The 18,277-nt window shown below is 37.2% G+C and carries 17 protein-coding genes and 1 pseudogene; 10 read left to right on the top strand and 8 right to left on the bottom strand.

What is annotated here, in order from left to right; all coding sequences use genetic code 11:
• The first annotated feature begins 29 nt into the window (after nucleotides 1-29).
• Together mutL and EHR_RS03760 are read left to right on the top strand one after the other, a co-directional pair.
• Complete coding sequence (gene mutL, locus EHR_RS03765) at nucleotides 30-2,129, top strand: DNA mismatch repair endonuclease MutL (RefSeq protein ID WP_014834352.1); 2,100 nt, start codon at nucleotides 30-32, stop codon at nucleotides 2,127-2,129.
• 28 nt (nucleotides 2,130-2,157) lie between these two features.
• Nucleotides 2,158-2,724 (top strand): Maf family protein, encoded by a 567-nt coding sequence (locus EHR_RS03760; protein ID WP_014834351.1) that lies wholly within the window; start codon nucleotides 2,158-2,160, stop codon nucleotides 2,722-2,724.
• Nucleotides 2,725-2,937: 213 nt separating this feature from the next.
• On the opposite strand, the gene EHR_RS13745 is transcribed toward EHR_RS03760, so the two are convergent.
• From EHR_RS13745 to treP, 4 genes and pseudogenes are all read right to left on the bottom strand, one after another.
• Nucleotides 2,938-3,057, bottom strand: a complete 120-nt coding sequence (locus EHR_RS13745; RefSeq protein ID WP_071859338.1) for a putative holin-like toxin — start codon at nucleotides 3,055-3,057, stop codon at nucleotides 2,938-2,940.
• A gap of 314 nt (nucleotides 3,058-3,371) precedes the next feature.
• Nucleotides 3,372-3,491 carry a putative holin-like toxin gene (locus tag EHR_RS13740; protein WP_080292483.1) on the bottom strand — a complete coding sequence of 40 codons (120 nt, stop codon included), beginning with the start codon at nucleotides 3,489-3,491 and terminating at the stop codon, nucleotides 3,372-3,374.
• Nucleotides 3,492-3,808: 317 nt separating this feature from the next.
• Nucleotides 3,809-3,953: pseudogene (pepG1, locus tag EHR_RS13735) on the bottom strand (type I toxin-antitoxin system toxin PepG1).
• Between the two features lie 442 nt (nucleotides 3,954-4,395).
• The gene (gene treP, locus EHR_RS03755) at nucleotides 4,396-6,381 is read right to left on the bottom strand and encodes a PTS system trehalose-specific EIIBC component (RefSeq protein ID WP_010736834.1); all 1,986 of its coding nucleotides are present in this window, start codon (nucleotides 6,379-6,381) and stop codon (nucleotides 4,396-4,398) included.
• 233 nt (nucleotides 6,382-6,614) lie between these two features.
• Here treP and treR point away from each other — a divergent pair, with 233 nt between their 5' ends.
• The 8 genes from treR to EHR_RS03715 all read left to right on the top strand — a co-directional run bounded on the left by treR (nucleotide 6,615) and on the right by EHR_RS03715 (nucleotide 11,932).
• The gene (gene treR / locus EHR_RS03750) at nucleotides 6,615-7,328 is read left to right on the top strand and encodes a trehalose operon repressor (RefSeq protein ID WP_010736835.1); all 714 of its coding nucleotides are present in this window, start codon (nucleotides 6,615-6,617) and stop codon (nucleotides 7,326-7,328) included.
• Between the two features lie 77 nt (nucleotides 7,329-7,405).
• On the top strand, nucleotides 7,406-7,849 hold the full coding sequence (msrB, locus tag EHR_RS03745; protein WP_010736836.1) for a peptide-methionine (R)-S-oxide reductase MsrB: 444 nt from the start codon (nucleotides 7,406-7,408) through the stop codon (nucleotides 7,847-7,849).
• Nucleotides 7,850-8,156: 307 nt separating this feature from the next.
• Nucleotides 8,157-8,759: a Holliday junction branch migration protein RuvA gene (gene ruvA, locus EHR_RS03740; RefSeq protein ID WP_010736837.1), complete on the top strand. Its 603-nt coding sequence runs from the start codon at nucleotides 8,157-8,159 to the stop codon at nucleotides 8,757-8,759.
• A 12-nt stretch (nucleotides 8,760-8,771) separates the two neighbouring features.
• Nucleotides 8,772-9,773, top strand: coding sequence for a Holliday junction branch migration DNA helicase RuvB (ruvB, locus tag EHR_RS03735; protein WP_010736838.1), 1,002 nt, complete (start codon nucleotides 8,772-8,774; stop codon nucleotides 9,771-9,773).
• Nucleotides 9,774-9,865: 92 nt separating this feature from the next.
• Nucleotides 9,866-10,447, top strand: coding sequence for a TetR/AcrR family transcriptional regulator (locus EHR_RS03730; RefSeq protein ID WP_010736839.1), 582 nt, complete (start codon nucleotides 9,866-9,868; stop codon nucleotides 10,445-10,447).
• Between the two features lie 13 nt (nucleotides 10,448-10,460).
• Nucleotides 10,461-10,925 carry a low molecular weight protein-tyrosine-phosphatase gene (locus EHR_RS03725; RefSeq protein ID WP_010720370.1) on the top strand — a complete coding sequence of 155 codons (465 nt, stop codon included), beginning with the start codon at nucleotides 10,461-10,463 and terminating at the stop codon, nucleotides 10,923-10,925.
• Between the two features lie 136 nt (nucleotides 10,926-11,061).
• Nucleotides 11,062-11,436 (top strand): hypothetical protein, encoded by a 375-nt coding sequence (locus EHR_RS03720; protein ID WP_010720369.1) that lies wholly within the window; start codon nucleotides 11,062-11,064, stop codon nucleotides 11,434-11,436.
• Nucleotides 11,437-11,596: 160 nt separating this feature from the next.
• Nucleotides 11,597-11,932, top strand: coding sequence for a hypothetical protein (locus tag EHR_RS03715; RefSeq protein ID WP_010736840.1), 336 nt, complete (start codon nucleotides 11,597-11,599; stop codon nucleotides 11,930-11,932).
• A 606-nt stretch (nucleotides 11,933-12,538) separates the two neighbouring features.
• Here the strand turns inward: EHR_RS03715 and brnQ are convergent.
• From brnQ to EHR_RS03695, 4 genes are all read right to left on the bottom strand, one after another.
• Nucleotides 12,539-13,894: a branched-chain amino acid transport system II carrier protein gene (brnQ, locus tag EHR_RS03710; protein ID WP_010736841.1), complete on the bottom strand. Its 1,356-nt coding sequence runs from the start codon at nucleotides 13,892-13,894 to the stop codon at nucleotides 12,539-12,541.
• Nucleotides 13,895-14,301: 407 nt separating this feature from the next.
• Nucleotides 14,302-15,657: an amino acid permease gene (locus EHR_RS03705; RefSeq protein WP_010736842.1), complete on the bottom strand. Its 1,356-nt coding sequence runs from the start codon at nucleotides 15,655-15,657 to the stop codon at nucleotides 14,302-14,304.
• 271 nt (nucleotides 15,658-15,928) lie between these two features.
• A complete protein-coding gene (locus tag EHR_RS03700; protein WP_010720365.1) occupies nucleotides 15,929-16,669 on the bottom strand; it encodes an amino acid ABC transporter ATP-binding protein in 741 nt (246 codons plus the stop codon).
• Between the two features lie 12 nt (nucleotides 16,670-16,681).
• Nucleotides 16,682-18,277, bottom strand: coding sequence for an ABC transporter permease subunit (locus tag EHR_RS03695; protein WP_010720364.1), 1,596 nt, complete (start codon nucleotides 18,275-18,277; stop codon nucleotides 16,682-16,684).

Genomic DNA, 18,277 nt, shown 5'->3' with positions numbered 1-18,277 from the left:
AATACTATATAGGAAGAAGGCGTAGAATGATGGCGAAAATCCAAGAATTATCAGAACGCTTAGCCAATCAAATCGCAGCCGGTGAAGTTGTCGAACGTCCAGCCTCGGTAGTCAAAGAACTTGTGGAAAATGCCATAGATGCAGGAAGTAGTCAAATCGATATTTTAGTTGAAGAAGCAGGATTAAAAACGATCCAAGTGATTGATAATGGAGAAGGTATTTTGACAGAAGATGTTGAGAACGCCTTTAAACGTCATGCAACAAGTAAAATCCACAATCGTGACGACCTTTTCCGAATTCGTACGCTTGGGTTTCGAGGAGAAGCATTGCCTAGTATTGCTTCTGTTTCAGAGATGACGGTAGAAACAGCCAATCAAGAAGAAACGCAAGGAACCTATTTAGAGCTTAAGGGAGGTGCGGTAATGGAACACCGCCCAGCTCCTTTAAGGCAAGGAACGAAAATCACAGTCAGCAATCTTTTCTTTAATACACCAGCACGCTTAAAATATGTCAAAACGTTGCATACTGAATTAGCGAATATCGGTGATATTGTGAATCGCTTAGCCTTAAGTCACCCGGCAATTGCTTTTCGATTAGTCCATGATGGGAATAAGATGTTAGCAACTTCAGGAAATGGCGAATTGAAACAAACGATTGCCGGAATCTATGGGTTGAATACAGCAAAGAAAATGTTGAAGATTGAAGCGAAAGATTTAGATTTTGAAATCTTCGGTTATATTTCTTTACCTGAAGTGACTCGTGCTAGTCGTAATTATCTTTCAACCATCATTAATGGACGTTTTATTAAAAATTTTTCCTTGAATAAAGCAATTGTAGCCGGCTATGGTTCAAAACTAATGGTAGGGCGATTCCCAATCGCTGTACTGGAAATCAAAATGGATCCATTGTTAGTGGATGTGAACGTCCATCCAACAAAGCAAGAAGTTCGTTTATCGAAGGAACAGGAATTAACTGAGCTAATTACTCAAGCGATTCAAAAAGCATTGGTACAGGAGAACTTAATTCCCAGTGCAGCTGACAACTTGCGATTCAAGAAAAAGGTTGCTGATCAACCAAAAGCGAAACAAATCGAAATTGATTTATCTTACGCTTTTGAAGAAGCGAAACCTAAGAAACCGCAAAGCTTGAATTTTGATCAAACAACCGGAACATTTTTTGTAGCGGAAGAAAAAAGCGAGTTTGTGCATGAATCTGTTGATAAGTCTGTGGATAATGTTGAAAACTCTCCTGTATTTTCTGAAGAAACTACTAGTTATCCAGAAAGCAAAAGAAAAACAGTGGATAACTCTGGTGATATTGTTGATAACTATGTAGAAAAACCAGTGGATAAGAGTGAAAATGAGTTATCCACTGTTGAAAACTTTTCCAACGAGCATGAAACTACAGCTGAAGAAGAAACTTCTTCAGAAACAGTTTATCGTGAGGATTTAGCGCTACATCCAGAGTTTGATTTAAGTCAAAATGGGCGCTCATTAGATCAAGCGATTCAGAAATTAGAAAATGAGCAGGTAACACAACGCTTTCCACAATTAGAATATTTTGGACAAATGCATGGAACGTACTTGTTTGCTCAAAGTCAGGATGGCTTATACATTATTGATCAACATGCAGCGCAAGAACGAATCAAGTATGAATATTTTCGAGAAAAAATTGGCGAAGTTTCTAACGATCTACAAGAACTACTTGTGCCGTTTGTATTAGATTATCCCAATAGTGATGCTTTGAAACTGAAAGAGAAAAAACAATTGCTTGAAGAAGCAGGTATTTATCTAGAAGAATTCGGTCAAAATAGTTTTATCGTCAGAGCACATCCTACTTGGTATCCATCTGGAGAGGAAGAAGCGATTATTCGAGAAATGATCGATATGTTATTAACAACGGGTAGTGTTAGCGTGAAGAAATTTAGAGAAGCCACAGCAATCATGATGAGCTGTAAACGTTCAATCAAGGCAAATCATTATTTGAATGAAGCTCAGGCGAGGGTTTTATTGAAGGACTTAGCCCAATGTGAAAATCCTTTTAATTGTCCTCATGGACGCCCTGTGTTGATCCATTTTACTAATTCAGATATGGAAAGAATGTTTAAACGCATCCAAGATCCACATTAATGAGTCTCATGAAAAGGAGAAGAAACAGATGAAAATTGTGTTAGCTTCGCAGTCCCCTAGAAGAAAAGAATTATTAGGGCGACTGGTTAGTGCATTTGATGTTCATCCGGCTGATATCGATGAAACACCTTTTGTTCAAGAAAAACCTAAAAATTATGTTGAGCGAATGGCAACTGAAAAGGCAAAAGTAGTCAAACATCAATACGATAATGATGTATTGGTGATTGCAAGTGACACGACAGTTGTTTTCAATGATGAGATCATCGGTAAACCAGCGGATGAACAAGAGGCAAAAGCTATCCTTCAAAAACTTAGTGGGAAAACGCATGAAGTATATACAGCCGTGGTGCTGACGAAAGGTGACCAAGAAGAAAAAATCTTAGCACAAGCTAAGGTGACCTTTTATCCTTTGACAACTAAGGATATCGAAGCCTATTTAGCAACCGGTGATTATATGGATAAAGCAGGTGCGTATGGTATTCAAAGTTTTGCAGGTGCATTTGTTAAAGAGATCCAAGGCGACTATTACAGTATTGTTGGATTTCCAATCGGTGCAGTTTACCAAGGTTTAAAAAATTTATGTAGCTGCAGTTGACGGAAATCAGAAATTGAGATAGGAACGTTCAAGTTTGTGTCCACTACTTTCAGTCATATTTAGAATTGCAAAGTGTATGAGTGATTGGTATAATCAAGACGAAAGAGGAGTTGCGCTAACAACTCCTCTAGACAGCACCGCGAAAGACGGTGGCGGTTGAATTTAAATATTCGACAAAGAATAAGAATAGCCAGTCTCCCGCTAAAGTGACGGCTATTCTTTGTCGTTTTTAAGCATAGTGACGATCAAACTGACTAAAGCGATGGTGAAAGTACCAAAGCCAAGCATCGTTTGAACGATCTCATATGCGGACAAAAAGCGAACTCCTTTCATAGATTTTAGTACTTATTCCCATAAGCACCACCACCTTTGTGAGAAGTTGCCACCGTCGATCCACTTTACTGTCGAGTTTATTGTAGCATATTATCGCCACGAGAAATGTGTTTTTTAAAACATAAAAATGTTATTTTTATTTAGGGTTTTTTAAGAGGGATTCTATCTTTGCGAAAGTTGTAAATACCTGAAGTAATTGGTATAATGAAAACGAAAGAGGAGTTGCGTCCAACAACTCCCCTGGACAGCACCGCAAAAGACGGTGGCGAATTTTTATTTTACAAAAAATAGCCAGTCTCCTGCTAAAGTGACGGCTATTTTTTGTCGTTTTTAAGCATAGTAACGATCAAACTGACTAAAGCGATGGTGAAAGTACCAAAGCCAAGCATGGTTTGAACGATCTCATATGCGGACAAAAAGTGAACTCCTTTCATAGTTTTTAGTACTTATTCCCATAAGCACCACCACCTTTGTGAGAAGTTGCCACCGTCGATCCACTTTACTGTCGAGTTTATTGTAGCATATTATCGCCACGAGAAATGTGTTTTTTAAAACATAAAAATGTTATTTTTATTTAGGGTTTTTTAAGAGGGATTCTATCTTTGCGAAAGTTGTAAATACCTGAAGTAATTGGTATAATGAAAACGAAAGAGGAGTTGCGTCAACAACTCCTCTAGACAGCACCGCGAAAGACGGTGGCGAATTAGTTTAATAGTTCAAAAAGAAATAGCTATACTCGCTAAAGTGACGGCTATTTCTTTTTGTCGTTTTTAAGCATAGTGACGATCAAACTGACTAAAGCGATGGTGAACGTACCAAAGCCAAGTATGGTTTGAACGATCTCATATGCGGACAAAAAGTGAACTCCTTTCATAGATTTTAGTACTTATTCCCATAAGCACCACCACCTTTGTGAGAAGTTGCCACCGTCGATCCACTTTACTGTCGAATTTATTGTAGCATATTATCGCCACGAGAAACGTGTTTTTTAAAACATAAAAGTGTTATTTTTAGTTAAGGTTTTTAAGAGGAATTCTATCTTTGCGAAAGTTGTAAATACCTGAAGTAATTGGTATAATGAAAATGAAAGAGGGGTTGCGCTAACAACTCCCCTGGACAGCACCGCGAAAGACGGTGACCGTTTAATCAGATATTTCAAAGAGAAATAGCCAGACTTCGGTTAAAGTGACGGCTATTTCTTTTTGTCGTTTTTAAGCATAGTGACGATCAAACTGACTAAAGTGTTGATGAAAGTACCAACGCTTAAAGAGTGAAAAATAACCTGAAAAAATTCACTAAAAGAATTTTTTCAGGTTATTTTTCATATAGTAGTATTTTTTATTTTAGTTGCGCTTTTCCAATTTTTTCGCTATGACGAACGAGACCTGTTTGATCTAATGTTAAGGCAGCAACTTTTTCATTATTTGTTAATACAACTAAGATGTCCGTTTTCTTCCCAGCCTGCTCAATTGCTGTGAGGTCCATGTCGGCTAGTTGTGTTTTTGGCGTAACTGAATCGCCTTCTTTTACATGGATCGTAAAAGGCAGCCCATTCAATTCGACAGTATCTAGACCCATATGAACGAGAACTTCCAGACCTTCATTAGTTAAAAGACCAATCGCATGTTGTGTATCAAAAATATTTGTTACTTTACCAGCGACTGGAGCATAAACTTTTTCGTTGGAAGGTAGTACAGCATAACCTTCACCCATCATTTTTTGAGCAAAAACAGGATCTGCTACTTCGGTGATTTCCTTGATTTGTCCATCTGCTACAGCGAATAACTCTTCTGTCGGAGTAGAAACTGCTGTTGCATTGGCAGCTTCAAATTTTTGTGGTGAAACGTTGTTTCCATCAGCTGTTTGTAGTTGTAAGCCAGTTGTGTCTTCTACGGGTACAGCAGGATCGATTTTATTTAAGATCCCTTGACGTCTGAAGATTACGGTTAAACCAAATGGAACAATAACTGCAATGATCATAGAAATGATGAACGGAACCCAAGTTTCTGCTTGGATGGCTAGAATACCAGGTAGTCCACCAACACCAATTGCATTAGCACGTACATTCATCAAGTTGGCAAACATTCCAGCTAAACCTGAACCAACCATTGCGGCAACAAATGGGTAAACATATTTTAGATTAATCCCAAACATTGCAGGTTCAGTTACCCCTAGATAACAAGAAATCATTGCTGGAATCGAGATTTGTTCTTCTTTTTTATTTCCGCGATGTAAGAAGATGATCGCAAGAACTGCCGAACCTTGTGCGATATTTGATAAAGCAATCATTGGCCAAAGATTCGTAGAGCCGAAATCGGCAATCAATTGCATATCAATTGCATTCGTCATATGGTGTAAGCCGGTGATTACTAAAGGTGCATATAAGAAACCAAAGACGGCACTAAATAACCAACTGATTGAAGAAGTCAAGCCAGTATTAACAATATTTGAGATCCAACTACCGATTGTCCAACCCACAGGCCCTAAGATGACATGGGCAGCTAAGACTGTTGGGAGTAGAGAGAACAATGGAACAAATATCATAGAAATCGACTGTGGAATATATTTACGGAAGAAAATTTCAAGATAAGCTAACATAAATCCAGCAAGCATCGCTGGAATGACTTGTGCCTGATAACCAATCATATCAACTTGAGCAAAACCAAAATCCCAAAATGGAATATCAGCCGCAGCTGTTGATGCGACACTATAGGCATTTAATAATTGCGGTGAAACTAACGTAATCCCTAAAACAATTCCTAATATTTGTGTAGTGCCCATTTTTTTCGCGATACTCCAAGTGATACCAACTGGTAAGAAATGGAAAATTGCTTCGCCAGGTAGCCATAAAAAGCCGTTTACGCCGTTCCAAAATTGAGAGTGTTCAACAATTGTTCCACCAAGACTTTCAAATTGGATTCCTTCTAATACGTTCCGGAAACCTAAAATCAGTCCCCCTACGATAATGGCTGGAATCAATGGTGTAAAAATTTCTGCCAAAACAGCGATTGCTCGTTGGACAGGGTGGAGATTTTGTTTAGCAGCAACTTTACTTTGCTCCTTGGATACGCCTTCAACACCTGATACAGCAACGAAGTCGTTGTAAAAGGTTGAAACATCGTTACCAATAATGACTTGGAATTGCCCAGCATTGGTAAACATCCCTTTCACACTAGGAATATCTTCGATTGCTTCTTCATTGGCTTTTTTTGGATCATTTAAGACAAAGCGCATCCGAGTGGCACAATGACTAACTGCAGCAATATTTTCCTTTCCACCAATTTCCTTTAACAGTTTCTCAGCATCTGCTTGGTACTTTGCCATAGGAATAAACCCCTTTCTTTTTAAACTTGTATACACAAGTTATCTTATCCATACTATACTTGTTTCTTCCTACTATTGCAAGCGTTTTACAAGCGAAAAATGAAAAAATGTAATCGTTACACTTGGCTTAGTGTAGGGATATGTGAAAAGAGGGGGCGATTGAAATAACAAAAAAGCTGTAGTATAGTTTATATGCGAATAAAAGAAATTGAATATTAAGTGGAGGAAATGTAATGAATAAATTTAATGGAATTTTTTTAGATTTAGAGCAAAAAATTTTGGATCAACAATATCCTCCGCATACTTTGCTCCCTAGTGAAAATCAGCTGATTCAAATTTATGGTGTTTCACGAGAAACAATTCGAAAAGCGCTTAACTTGTTAACGACTGAAGGTTATATCCAAAAGAAACAAGGAAAGGGTTCGATTGTTTTAGACCGCAATCGATTTGATTTTCCAATTGCAGGATTAACAAGCTACAAAGAATTACAGGAAACACAACGAATCCCAAGTGAAACCATCGTTCAATTAATCGAAGAAACAGAAGTGGACCAATCATTGAGTGAAATAACAGGCTGGAAGAAAAAAACGCCGGTTTGGCATTTGATTCGTCAAAGGAAAATCAATGGAGAAGTGGTCATATTAGATCGTGATTATTTATTAAAAAATGTGGTACCAACTTTAACAGCAACACAAGCTGCTGGCTCGATCTACGAATACTTTGAAAATGAATTGCAACTAACGATTGCTTACGCCCAGAAAGAAATTACCGTTGAAGAAGTAACTCCTGAAATCGAAGAGATGATGGATCTACATGGAGATCGCTATGTCGTGGTAGTAAGAGGACTGGTTCACCTCGAAGATACAAGGTGTTTCGAGTATACAGAATCAATTCACCGTTTAGATAAATTTCGTTTCGTCGAGTTTGCTAGACGTCGTAAAGTCTAAGCAATTATTACTATGAGCAGAATGTTTGCTTCTGATACTTTTGTCGTTATGATTAAAAGAAAAAGGAGGCGTTTTTAGTGGACGATTTCAAGAAAAATGAGCGTGATTTAAAAGAGGAATTATCTCCAATTTCATATGCTGTGACGCAAGAAAACGCAACAGAAAGACCATTTAGTGGGAAATATGATGATTTCTATGAAAAAGGGATCTATGTCGATATTGTCAGTGGGGAGCCATTGTTTAGCTCAGCCGAAAAATACGATGCGGGATGTGGCTGGCCGGCGTTCAGTAAACCAATCACTAGAAAAGATATTAAAGAAAAGGCCGACTTTTCTCATGGTATGCACCGAGTGGAAGTGCGAAGCAGTCAAGCAGATTCTCATTTAGGGCATGTATTCAATGATGGTCCTGCTGAAAAAGGCGGACTACGTTATTGCATCAATTCTGCGGCTTTAAAGTTTATTCCATATGAAGAAATGGAAGAACAAGGATATGGAGAATATCTATCACAAGTTGAATAAGGAAGAGCTTTATTTTTGGGTAAAAAATCTTGAGACAATTTTTGATTGTTTCAAGGTTTTTTCTTATTTATCTTTATTGAAGCGTTGTTTCCTGAATATTGATCCTTTGTTTTGAGGAAAGTGCTGAAACTCTGATCGTTCAAATTAAAATCTCTTGCAAAAAATGTTTATCCTAAAAACCTTGATAAACTTACGTTAAAAAGGAGAAGCGTAGCTCGATCTTCTGTTCTCTTTTTTCAAAAGAAAAAGTATGCTACAATGGAAGAAAATATGCGAACATATGTGTGTGAAAGAAAGAGGATAACAGATGTATGAATATTTTACAGGTGTAGTAACCTTTATCAATCCTTATTATTTAGTAATCGAAACAAATGGGATCGGTTATCAAATTGCATTAGGCAATCCCTATCGTTATAGTAGTAAGCTAAACAAAGAAATCAAACTTTACGTCCATCAGGTCATTCGAGAAGATGCACATCTTCTGTACGGATTTGATTCTTTAGAAGAAAAGCAATTATTTTTAAGGTTAGTTAGTGTTTCAGGAATTGGACCAAAAAGTGCCTTAGCGATTATGGCTAGTGATGATCATTCAGGATTGATTCAAGCGGTTGAAACAGGGGATGTGACTTATCTGACCAAATTCCCTGGTGTGGGTAAAAAAACAGCTCAACAAATGATTTTAGATTTAAAAGGAAAATTTGGCGAATTAAGTATCGATACGCCCTTCAATTTATTTGATGAAAGTACAGCACAAGATGCGACGGCATTATCAGAAGCAATGGAAGCTTTATCAGCACTTGGATATAGTGATAAAGAGGTCAAGCGGGTCGAGAAACAACTAAAAGAAGTAGAAAATCTCACAACAGATGAATACTTACGCCAAGCTTTAAAATTAATGATGAAAAAATAAGGAGGGAAAATGATGACCGATGAACAGTTATTATCCCCTGAAACGGGCGAGAATGAATTAAGTTTAGAGAAGACCCTCCGCCCACGGTTACTTTCCCAATATATTGGTCAAAAGAAAGTGAAACAGGAACTCAAAATATATATTGAAGCTGCCCGTCACAGGGAAGAGCCGTTGGATCACGTTTTGTTATATGGTCCGCCGGGATTAGGGAAAACGACAATGGCAATGGTGATTGCGAATGAAATGGCAGTCAATATACGAACAACTAGTGGTCCCGCAATCGAGCGACCAGGAGATCTGGTTGCTATTTTAAATGAGTTAGAAGCTGGCGATGTTTTATTTATTGACGAAATTCATCGATTACCTCGTGTAGCAGAAGAGATGCTTTATTCTGCCATGGAAGATTTTTACGTTGATATAATGGTTGGACAAGGACCAACTGCTCATCCTGTTCATTTTCCTTTACCACCTTTTACATTAATTGGCGCAACAACTCGTGCAGGTATGCTTTCAGCGCCACTTCGTGATCGATTTGGGATCATTTCTCATATGGAATATTATGAAGAAGCTGATTTAAGAGAAATCGTGATTCGTTCTGCTGATATTTTTCAAACAGAGATCATTGAAGAAGGTGCACTGGAAATTGCTAGACGTTCAAGAGGAACACCACGGATCGCTAACCGCTTATTAAAAAGGGTACGTGATTTTGCACAAGTACAGGGAGATGGCAAGATCAATCAAACCATTGCCAATCAAGCATTAACGTTGTTACAAGTCGATCAGGCAGGTTTGGATTATGTCGATCAGAAACTATTACGTACGATGATTGAATTATATGGTGGCGGACCGGTTGGATTGAGTACGTTATCTGTCAATATTGGTGAAGAAAGAGAAACTGTTGAAGATATGTATGAACCTTTTTTGATCCAAAAAGGTTTCTTGAAACGGACACCTCGTGGAAGGATCGCCACACCATATGCCTATGAACATTTTGGATATGATTATCAAGTATAAAAAAGGATACTTGAATCGACTGTCCATATAAATACTTTTTCAAGAAAATCGTAGAACTAGAAGTCTTTGTAAAGAAGATAGGAGATGATGAGATGGGCGATACACCGCATACTAAGCAATTGATTAAAAACGTATTGATTGATTTATGTCAAAAGCAGTCTTTTCAAAAGATCAGTGTACAGAAAATCGCCCATGAGGCAGGCATCAATCGCCAAACATTTTACTACCATTTTACAGATAAATACGATTTGTTGCGATGGGTGTATTACGAAGATTGTTTATGCTATTTAGATCCTCATTCTCTTTCTTTAGACAACTGGGAAGAGCAAGCATTAAAAATGTTGAAGGCAATTGCTACACAAAAAGAATTTTATGCGAACACTGTTACCTCTGACCAAGAAATACTACAAAAAGAGTTTACTGCTGTTATCCAGCAATCATTTATTAAGATTTTTGATCAAATGGATGAAGAAAAGCAGTTATCAAAAGCGGACAAATTGTTTTATGCTCGWTTTTTTTCTTATGGATGTAGTGGGGTTCTAATCAATTGGATTACACATGATTACGAAGAGACGCCTCTAGAAATCGCCGTCCAATTGTTCCGCTTAGCCAAAGATACAGAATTATATTCCTATCGGTTGTATGCAAAAGAAGAGCTGGAAACAAATGATTAGAAGGAGAGCAAACATGACGAAAGTTTTATTTGTATGTCTAGGAAATATTTGCCGTTCACCAATGGCAGAAGGTTTGTTGAAGAAAATGGTAGCTGAAGACGGACAATCTGATCGATTTTTGATTGATTCTGCAGCGACAAGCACTTATGAAGTGGGGCGTTCACCTCATAAAGGAACAAAGAAAATTTTAGAAAATGAGAACGTGGATACGAGTCAAATGATTGCACGCCAAATCACAGAAGAAGATTTTCAACGATTTGATTGGATCATTGGCATGGATCAATCTAACGTAGAGGATTTACAACGGATGGCACCGACCGACGCACAACATAAGATCCATTTATTTTTAAGTCGGGTTCCTGGAAAAGAAACACAAAATGTTCCTGATCCATACTATACCGATAACTTTGACGAAACTTACCAATTATTGACTGAAGGGCTCAAGTATTGGATGCAAGAATGGAAAAAAGATAAATAAAATAACGATATATTTATATAGGTAACGCTTTCTTTTTGTTGCTCAGTATAGATAATATTCTTGTTATTTCGTTAAATCTTAGGTAGAATATAGTTAATTAAGTAACACTTTCTTAGCTAAAGGAGGAGTGCATTCAATGAACGAAGAAACAGTATCACCAATGAAGAAATTGACCAAGTTAGTCACGCATACGTCGTATCAGCTTTTTGATTCTTTTGTAAATGACACTGAAAAAATAGCAGAGAATGTACGTTTGCAAGGAAAGTTTGTTTTAGAGCTGCAAAAAGCAGCTACTCAACATAGTTTAGTGATTTTACAAGTAAGAGCCAATCGAAAAAGTAATAAGTACGAAACGATTTCAGGCTGGGTAGCTACAAAAAATGTTGAAAAAGAAGTAGTCATGATTCGCCTACAAAACAAGGAACAACAAATACGAATGGTTCCAATTGATCAAATCGAAAAAATCACCAGTCTTTCTCCAGCAGGAGATCAAGAGCGGTTATCTAAATAGAAGCAAAAACAGCGATGGAATAGATTCTTCATTTTCCGTCGCTTTTTGCTTTTTGTCATATGATGTTGGCGAAGAGAAAACTTAAAATCAATATTAGAGCAGTACATAATTAAGTCATGAGGATAGATGGATTTTATCAATCAATAGAGAGGTGTTATGGATGCCAAAGAATCGTTTGATTAATTATATGACCAAAAATTGGAAGATAGCCGGATGGAATATATTTGATTCTTTATTCCTTTCTGCAGCTGCAATCGTTGTTTCTTTAAATATAGTGTTCGTCCTATTTCCAGATTTGGATAACTATTATACAAACGCATTAAATTTATTTTTGATTGGTCTGATGATGGTGTTTGTTGGCTTGGGAGAATCAGTAAAATCTAAAGTTGGAAAACGAATCGATGTCTTAGTTGGCAGTGTTTGGGTAATTTATTTCTGCCTCTATTACTTTACAGGTTTTCATAATCCTACTTGGATGAATTGGCAGTTTTTTTGATACAATAAAACGAAAACCAAGAATGATACTTTGAAAAATTGGTAAGACTACCAGGAATGACAAAAGCTGGCTAGTTGGTTATAGATAAACTAAAACACAAAATGGTTGAGACAAAACTATTTTTCAGGTTTGTCTCAGCCATTTCTAGTTCAATAAAAAAGTCCTGCTAGCCGGGGAGCTAGCAGGATAAGGAGTTAAAAATGAAAAAGTGTTGTTAGGGTTGTTTGTTGGTATGCTTATATATTACTCAGGAGTTGTGAATTTTTTGTGACGAAAGTTTTTGGAAGTTGGTAATTTTTTTAGGAAAATATATTTCTGCTAGCCATTTGACTAAATAATTAAATACATCCAATGGATTCATTCAAAAAGTAATTTTGTCAGTTATCTGTTGATTCTAATGACTTAGTAAAAAATTCAGAGCCGAAAATAGAAGTAAAATACACAGGTTCCTTCTTGTATATATAAATAGAGCATATTTGAAGCACTTTTCCACTGTTAGATGCAATCTAATAATGGAAAGTTACTTCAAATATGCTCTGTTCATTTCACAGAAGTGATGATAGCACACCGTTCCTTATTTTAGAAGAATGATCGTTCTAGATGCCGTTACTCTACAACAGGTGTTTCTTTTTTAACCATACTCCAAATCAAGCCAATTACTAAACCAATCAATGCTGGGACGATCCAACCCATTCCTAATTTAAAGAATGGCAGATAATTCGTTGCGAAGTCTAACAACGTTTTGACAAAGCTGGTTTGCTTGATTCCGTCTGGGCAAGCATTTAAACCGTCTAAAATTGAAGCAATTAGTGTAAAATAAGTGGTCATGCGGTAAACAGCAGGACGTTGTTTAAACAATGGACCCACAAGAACGAGTAAGATCAAGGTCATTGCTAAAGGATAAATAAACATCAAGACAGGTAATGAAATTTGGATGATATTTGTCAATCCCACAGTAGCGACCAAACAAGCAAGTGCACTAGCTAGTGTCACAAATACAATGTAATTTCTTTTAGGAAACAGATCGGTAAAGGTTTCTGCGAAAGCAGTGATTAGTCCAATCCCTGTTTTTAAGCAAGCAAGGATCACAATAAGAGCGAGCAAGATGCTGCCATAAGTTCCTAAATAATGATCTGCGATTTGCGCTAAGGCGATCCCGCCATTTGAACTTAAAGCAAATCCACCGAGACTCATTGTTCCCACATAAGCAAGTAATGTGTAGATGATTCCCATCAAAACGATACTGATTGCACCAGATTTGATCGTATCCTTAGCAATCTCAGAAGGCTTTGTTACACCCATATTGCGAATCGTAGTAACAATAAGGATACCAAATGCTAAGGCAGCAAGTGCATCTAATGTATTGTATCCTTGAGTAAAACCAGTAAAGAAAGCATGTTCTTGATAACTAGGTTGGACAGTAGCTTGATCGATTGCACCCAATGGATGAATAAAAGCAAGTACCAACAAGATTCCTAGTAAAATCAAAAAGGCAGGATTAAGGAATTTTCCTACATAATCAAGGATTTTAGTAGGCCGTCTGGATAACCACCAAGCAGTGAAGAAAAATAAAATACTAAAAATAACTAAAAATACATGTTGTTGCTTGGCTTGGATAAATGGAGCTAAACCAATTTCAAAAGAGGTAGTTGCTAATCTTGGTAAGGCGAAAAACGGTCCGATGACGAGGTAAAGCAAAACAGTAAAAACCAAAGCATATTTTTTGCCGATCCGTTCTGCTAATTCATAAACCCCTGATGTTTTTGAAACACCGATGGCAATTACACCTAAAAAAGGTAGTCCGATCCCAGTTACTAAGAAGCCAAGATTGGCCCAGAAAACGGCAGAGCCAGATTCTTGTCCCATGTGAACGGGAAAAATCAAATTACCAGCACCAAAAAATAAACCGAATAACATTGAACCGATAAACATACTTTCTTTGAACGTCAATTTTTTTGTCATAGATTTCTCCTTTACTTATTTATACTTTTTTAAAGTAACAAAAATAACGTAGTTTAGCAATGTTTTTCTAATCAAATAATGAGTATAAAGTATTGATCTTGAGTTGAAATAATCATTATATCCTGAGTGGTTCTGTGAGAGAGTAATTGAAGGGGAGATGTTCTATAAGTAATTGACCAAAAAATCTGGAGGCTGAGCCAAAACTTGCCTCAGTCGCTTCTAGAAGCTCTAAAACCGAATAAATGGTGAGACAAAAGTGGCATCTTCGGAAATTCCTTCTTATTCTTGATGCGAAACACTTTTGTCTCAATCTCATATTCTAAAGATTTTTTGCGGCTTATAAAAAAGAGAGTCCTAACATACTTTTATCAATCTATTTTTTTTTAGTATGGATTGTTGTCTGTATTTCAAAGTGATTGTTTCTCGTATTTCATTCGATAAATGATCAATAACCCAATAAACCAAACAGGAGTTAAGAGTAAGGCAATACGTGTGTCTTTGCCAAGAAATAAAACTAGACAAATGAAAATCATGTAGGCAAAAACAAGAAAATTACTATAAGGATAAAAAGGCATTTTGAACGTATGCTCTTTTTTACCTAACATACTTTTACGATATTTTAAGTGAGTGTAAACGAGTATTCCCCAGATAAATAAAAAGCAAGTAGTCGCAATACTGCTGACGAGTGTAAATACTTCACTAGGCATCACATAATTTAGGATAACGGAAATAAAAATCACAATAGTTGAAAAAACTAACGCATTTCCTGGTACACGGTGAGAAGTCAACTGACGGAATTTTTTAGGCGCGCTACCTTCTTGTGAAAGAGAGCGTAACATACGTCCTGTACTGTAGATCGCGCTGTTACAAGCAGAAGCCGCAGCACTCAATACGACTAAATTAATCAAAGAAGCGGCTACGGTGATCCCAATTTCTGAAAACACTTCGACAAATGGGCTGTTGTTCGCATCTAAGCTATTCCAAGGATAGATAGACATGATAACGAACAAAGAACCAAGGTAAAAAAGAATGATTCGAATAGGAATATTATTGATAGCTTCGGGTAAGACTTTCTCAGGGTTTTTGGTCTCACCAGCAACCAAACCGACTAATTCGATTCCTGTAAAGGCAAATGTGACCATCTGAAAGGAAAGAATGAATCCTTTCGTACCAGTTGGGAAAAAGCCGCCATGTGACCAGAGATTGGTGATACTAGCAGGTCCAGCACTTGTTTTGTAATGGGTAAGAATCATGTAAATACCAACGATAATAAATGCAATAATGGAAACGACTTTGATCAAAGCAAACCAAAATTCTAATTCACCAAATAATGAAACAGCCACCATGTTTAAACCAAGCAGTAAAATCAGAGCGATCAATTCAGGAAGCCATTGTGGGACTCCTGGAACCCAGTAACGGACATACATCCCGATCGCTGTCAAATCCGCCATGGCGATCGCAACCCAACAAAACCAATAAGTCCAACCTGTTACGAAAGCAACTTTTTTTCCAAGATATTCTGCAACAAAATCAAGAAATGAATGATTATTTGTATTAGATAATAAAAGTTCACCTAAGGCACGCATAATAAAGAAGCAAACGCACCCGGTAATAAGATAAGCCAGTAAAATAGAGGGACCAGCTAATTGAATCGTTTTTCCTGCTCCTAAGAAAAGACCTGTTCCGATCGCACCACCGATCGAAATCAATTGAACGTGTCTATTCTTAAGTCCACGCTGTAGTTCTTGTTGCTCTTCAACCATTGTTTAATCATCCTAACTAAAAAATTTGATAATTTCTATATTAATAGAATTTTCTAAAAATTACAACTTAATTCAGAAAATATTCAAAAATTCATTTTCAAACAAATGCAATCAGACCAATCAATCTAAGAAGAGAGGATTGATCGACTGATGAATTAATGAATGATGTTCAAATAAATTGCAGATAAACATGAGAAAATAGTGAATCATTTCCCAAAAAAGGAAAAGCCTTTATCAAAACGAACCTGTCGTTTCGGATAAAGGCTTTCTTCTATTTTTTTAAGATACGTGATAAAAACTCTTTGGTACGTTCTTCTTTTGGATGAACAAAAATATCATCAGAGGTTCCTTCTTCAGCAACAACACCTTTATCCATGAAGATGACACGATCAGAAACATCTTTTGCAAATTCCATTTCATGTGTCACGATAATCATCGTTAAACCAGTGTGAGCTAGGTCTTGAATGGTATTCAATACTTCTCCGACCATCTCAGGATCAAGTGCTGATGTTGGTTCATCAAATAACATTACATCTGGATCCATTGAGAGGGCTCTAGCGATTGCCACACGTTGTTTTTGACCACCTGATAATTGAGAAGGTTTGGCTTCAATATAACGTTCCATTCCAACTTTTTCTAGATTTTCAAGAGCGACTTTACGAGCTTCGTCTTTGTTTCTTTTTAAGACAGTCGTCTGACCAGACATACAGTTTTCTAAGACATTCATGTTATTGAAAAGATTGAACGATTGGAATACCATTCCGACATTTGTTCGATATTTAGGCAAGTTATATTTTGGCGCAAGAATATTTTCACCATTATACATAATTTCGCCACCAGTAGGTTTTTCTAAAAGGTTGATGCAGCGTAAGAAAGTTGATTTACCAGAGCCAGAAGAACCAATGATGGTTACAACTTCACCTTTATGGATATCCATGCTGATGTCTTTTAATACTTCATTTTCACCGAAGCTTTTTCTTAAATGATTGATTTTAATGATTTCTTCACTCATGATTCTTCCTCCTTATTCCTGCAAGTTGGCGTTGTCAACTTCTTCAATTTTTGTATAGGCTGAAGGACCATCGATTTTTTTCTCCACTACACGCAAGATTCTGGTAATCGTAAAGGTCATAACCAAGTAAATGATACCTACGATTGTAAATGTTTGGAAGAATTGGAAGTTTGCTCCTGCAGCAGAGTTCCCTTGGAAGAATAGATCAGCTACACCAATAACACTTAAGACTGCTGTATCTTTGATATTGATAACAAATTCATTCCCGGTCGCAGGTAAGATGTTACGTAAGACCTGAGGAACAACTACTTTTCGCATTGTTTGTCCATGTGTCATACCAATTGCTTGCGCTGCTTCAAATTGTCCTTCATCGACAGCGAAAATACCACCACGGACGATTTCAGTCATATAAGCCCCAGTATTGATCGATACAATGAATAAGGCAGCAATTGTACGATCAAGGGAGATTCCAAAGGCTAATGCTAATCCGTAAAAGACGACCATAGCTTGAACCATCATTGGTGTTCCACGGAATATTTCAATATAAATCGATAGTAGTAAATTTGCTAACTTTTGGAAGAAACGTGTCACGGCATTGTCAGACTCAGGAATAGAACGGAAAACACCGATCAACAAGCCTAAGGTAGTTCCAATAACTGTCCCAATCAATGCAATAAATAACGTAAGTCCTGCACCACGAAGGAACATATTCCCATATTGATCCCAAATCGTTTTGAAATCAGTGAACAAACCAGCTTTTTCTCCCTCTGTATTTGTTGAAGCGGGTTGATCTTTGATTGCTTGATCCATAATTTCTGTACGTTCTTTTTGAGAGATACCGCTAAGAATTTGGTTAACTTTTTGGATATCTGGGTCACCTTTACGCATTCCAATAGCGATTTGGACATCTTCAGGATTTGTTTGAAAACCATTCTGACCAGTAAATTCTAACATTTTTAAATCTTTATTGACGCTAGTTGCTGTTACCCCTTCAGGTCGTTCGCTGACATAACCATCAATCATACCTGAAGCAAGAGCGGTACGCATCGCAGAGAAGTTATCCATTGCTTGTTGCTTTTGCACATCAGGAATTTGATCGATGACATTATAATGGAAAGTATTCAATTGAGCAGTAATCTTAGCATTTGATAGATCCGCCAAACTTTTTGCATTGGCATATTTACTATCTTTTTTGACGACTACAACAAGTTGTGATTCATAATAAGGATCGGTAAAATCAATTTCTTTTTTACGTTCTGCTGTGGGGCTCATCCCAGCAATGATCGCATCGATTTTGCCAGATTGTAACGCAGGGGCTAATCCATCCCATTTGGTTTGCATGATGACTAATTTTTTCCCTAATCCATCCGCAACTTTTTTGGCAATTTGGACGTCATAACCACCAGCATAGCTTTTTTGACCTTGGATCGGTACAGCGTTGTTGGCATCTGTTTGCTGTGACCAGTTGAAAGGGGCATACCCCGCTTCCATACCTACACGGAACTCATCTGTTGGTGTTTTCTCATCGGCATTCACGAAACTTCCTACAGTGAAGAATGAAAAAATAAATGCCATCAATAGGGTAAGTGTAACTGAACTTTTTTTCAT

The organism is Enterococcus hirae ATCC 9790 (assembly GCF_000271405.2).
GTDB classification, from domain to species: Bacteria; Bacillota; Bacilli; order Lactobacillales; family Enterococcaceae; genus Enterococcus_B; species Enterococcus_B hirae.
Note: the sequence above shows the minus strand (reverse complement) of the source record. Positions and strands in the feature narration are given on the sequence as shown.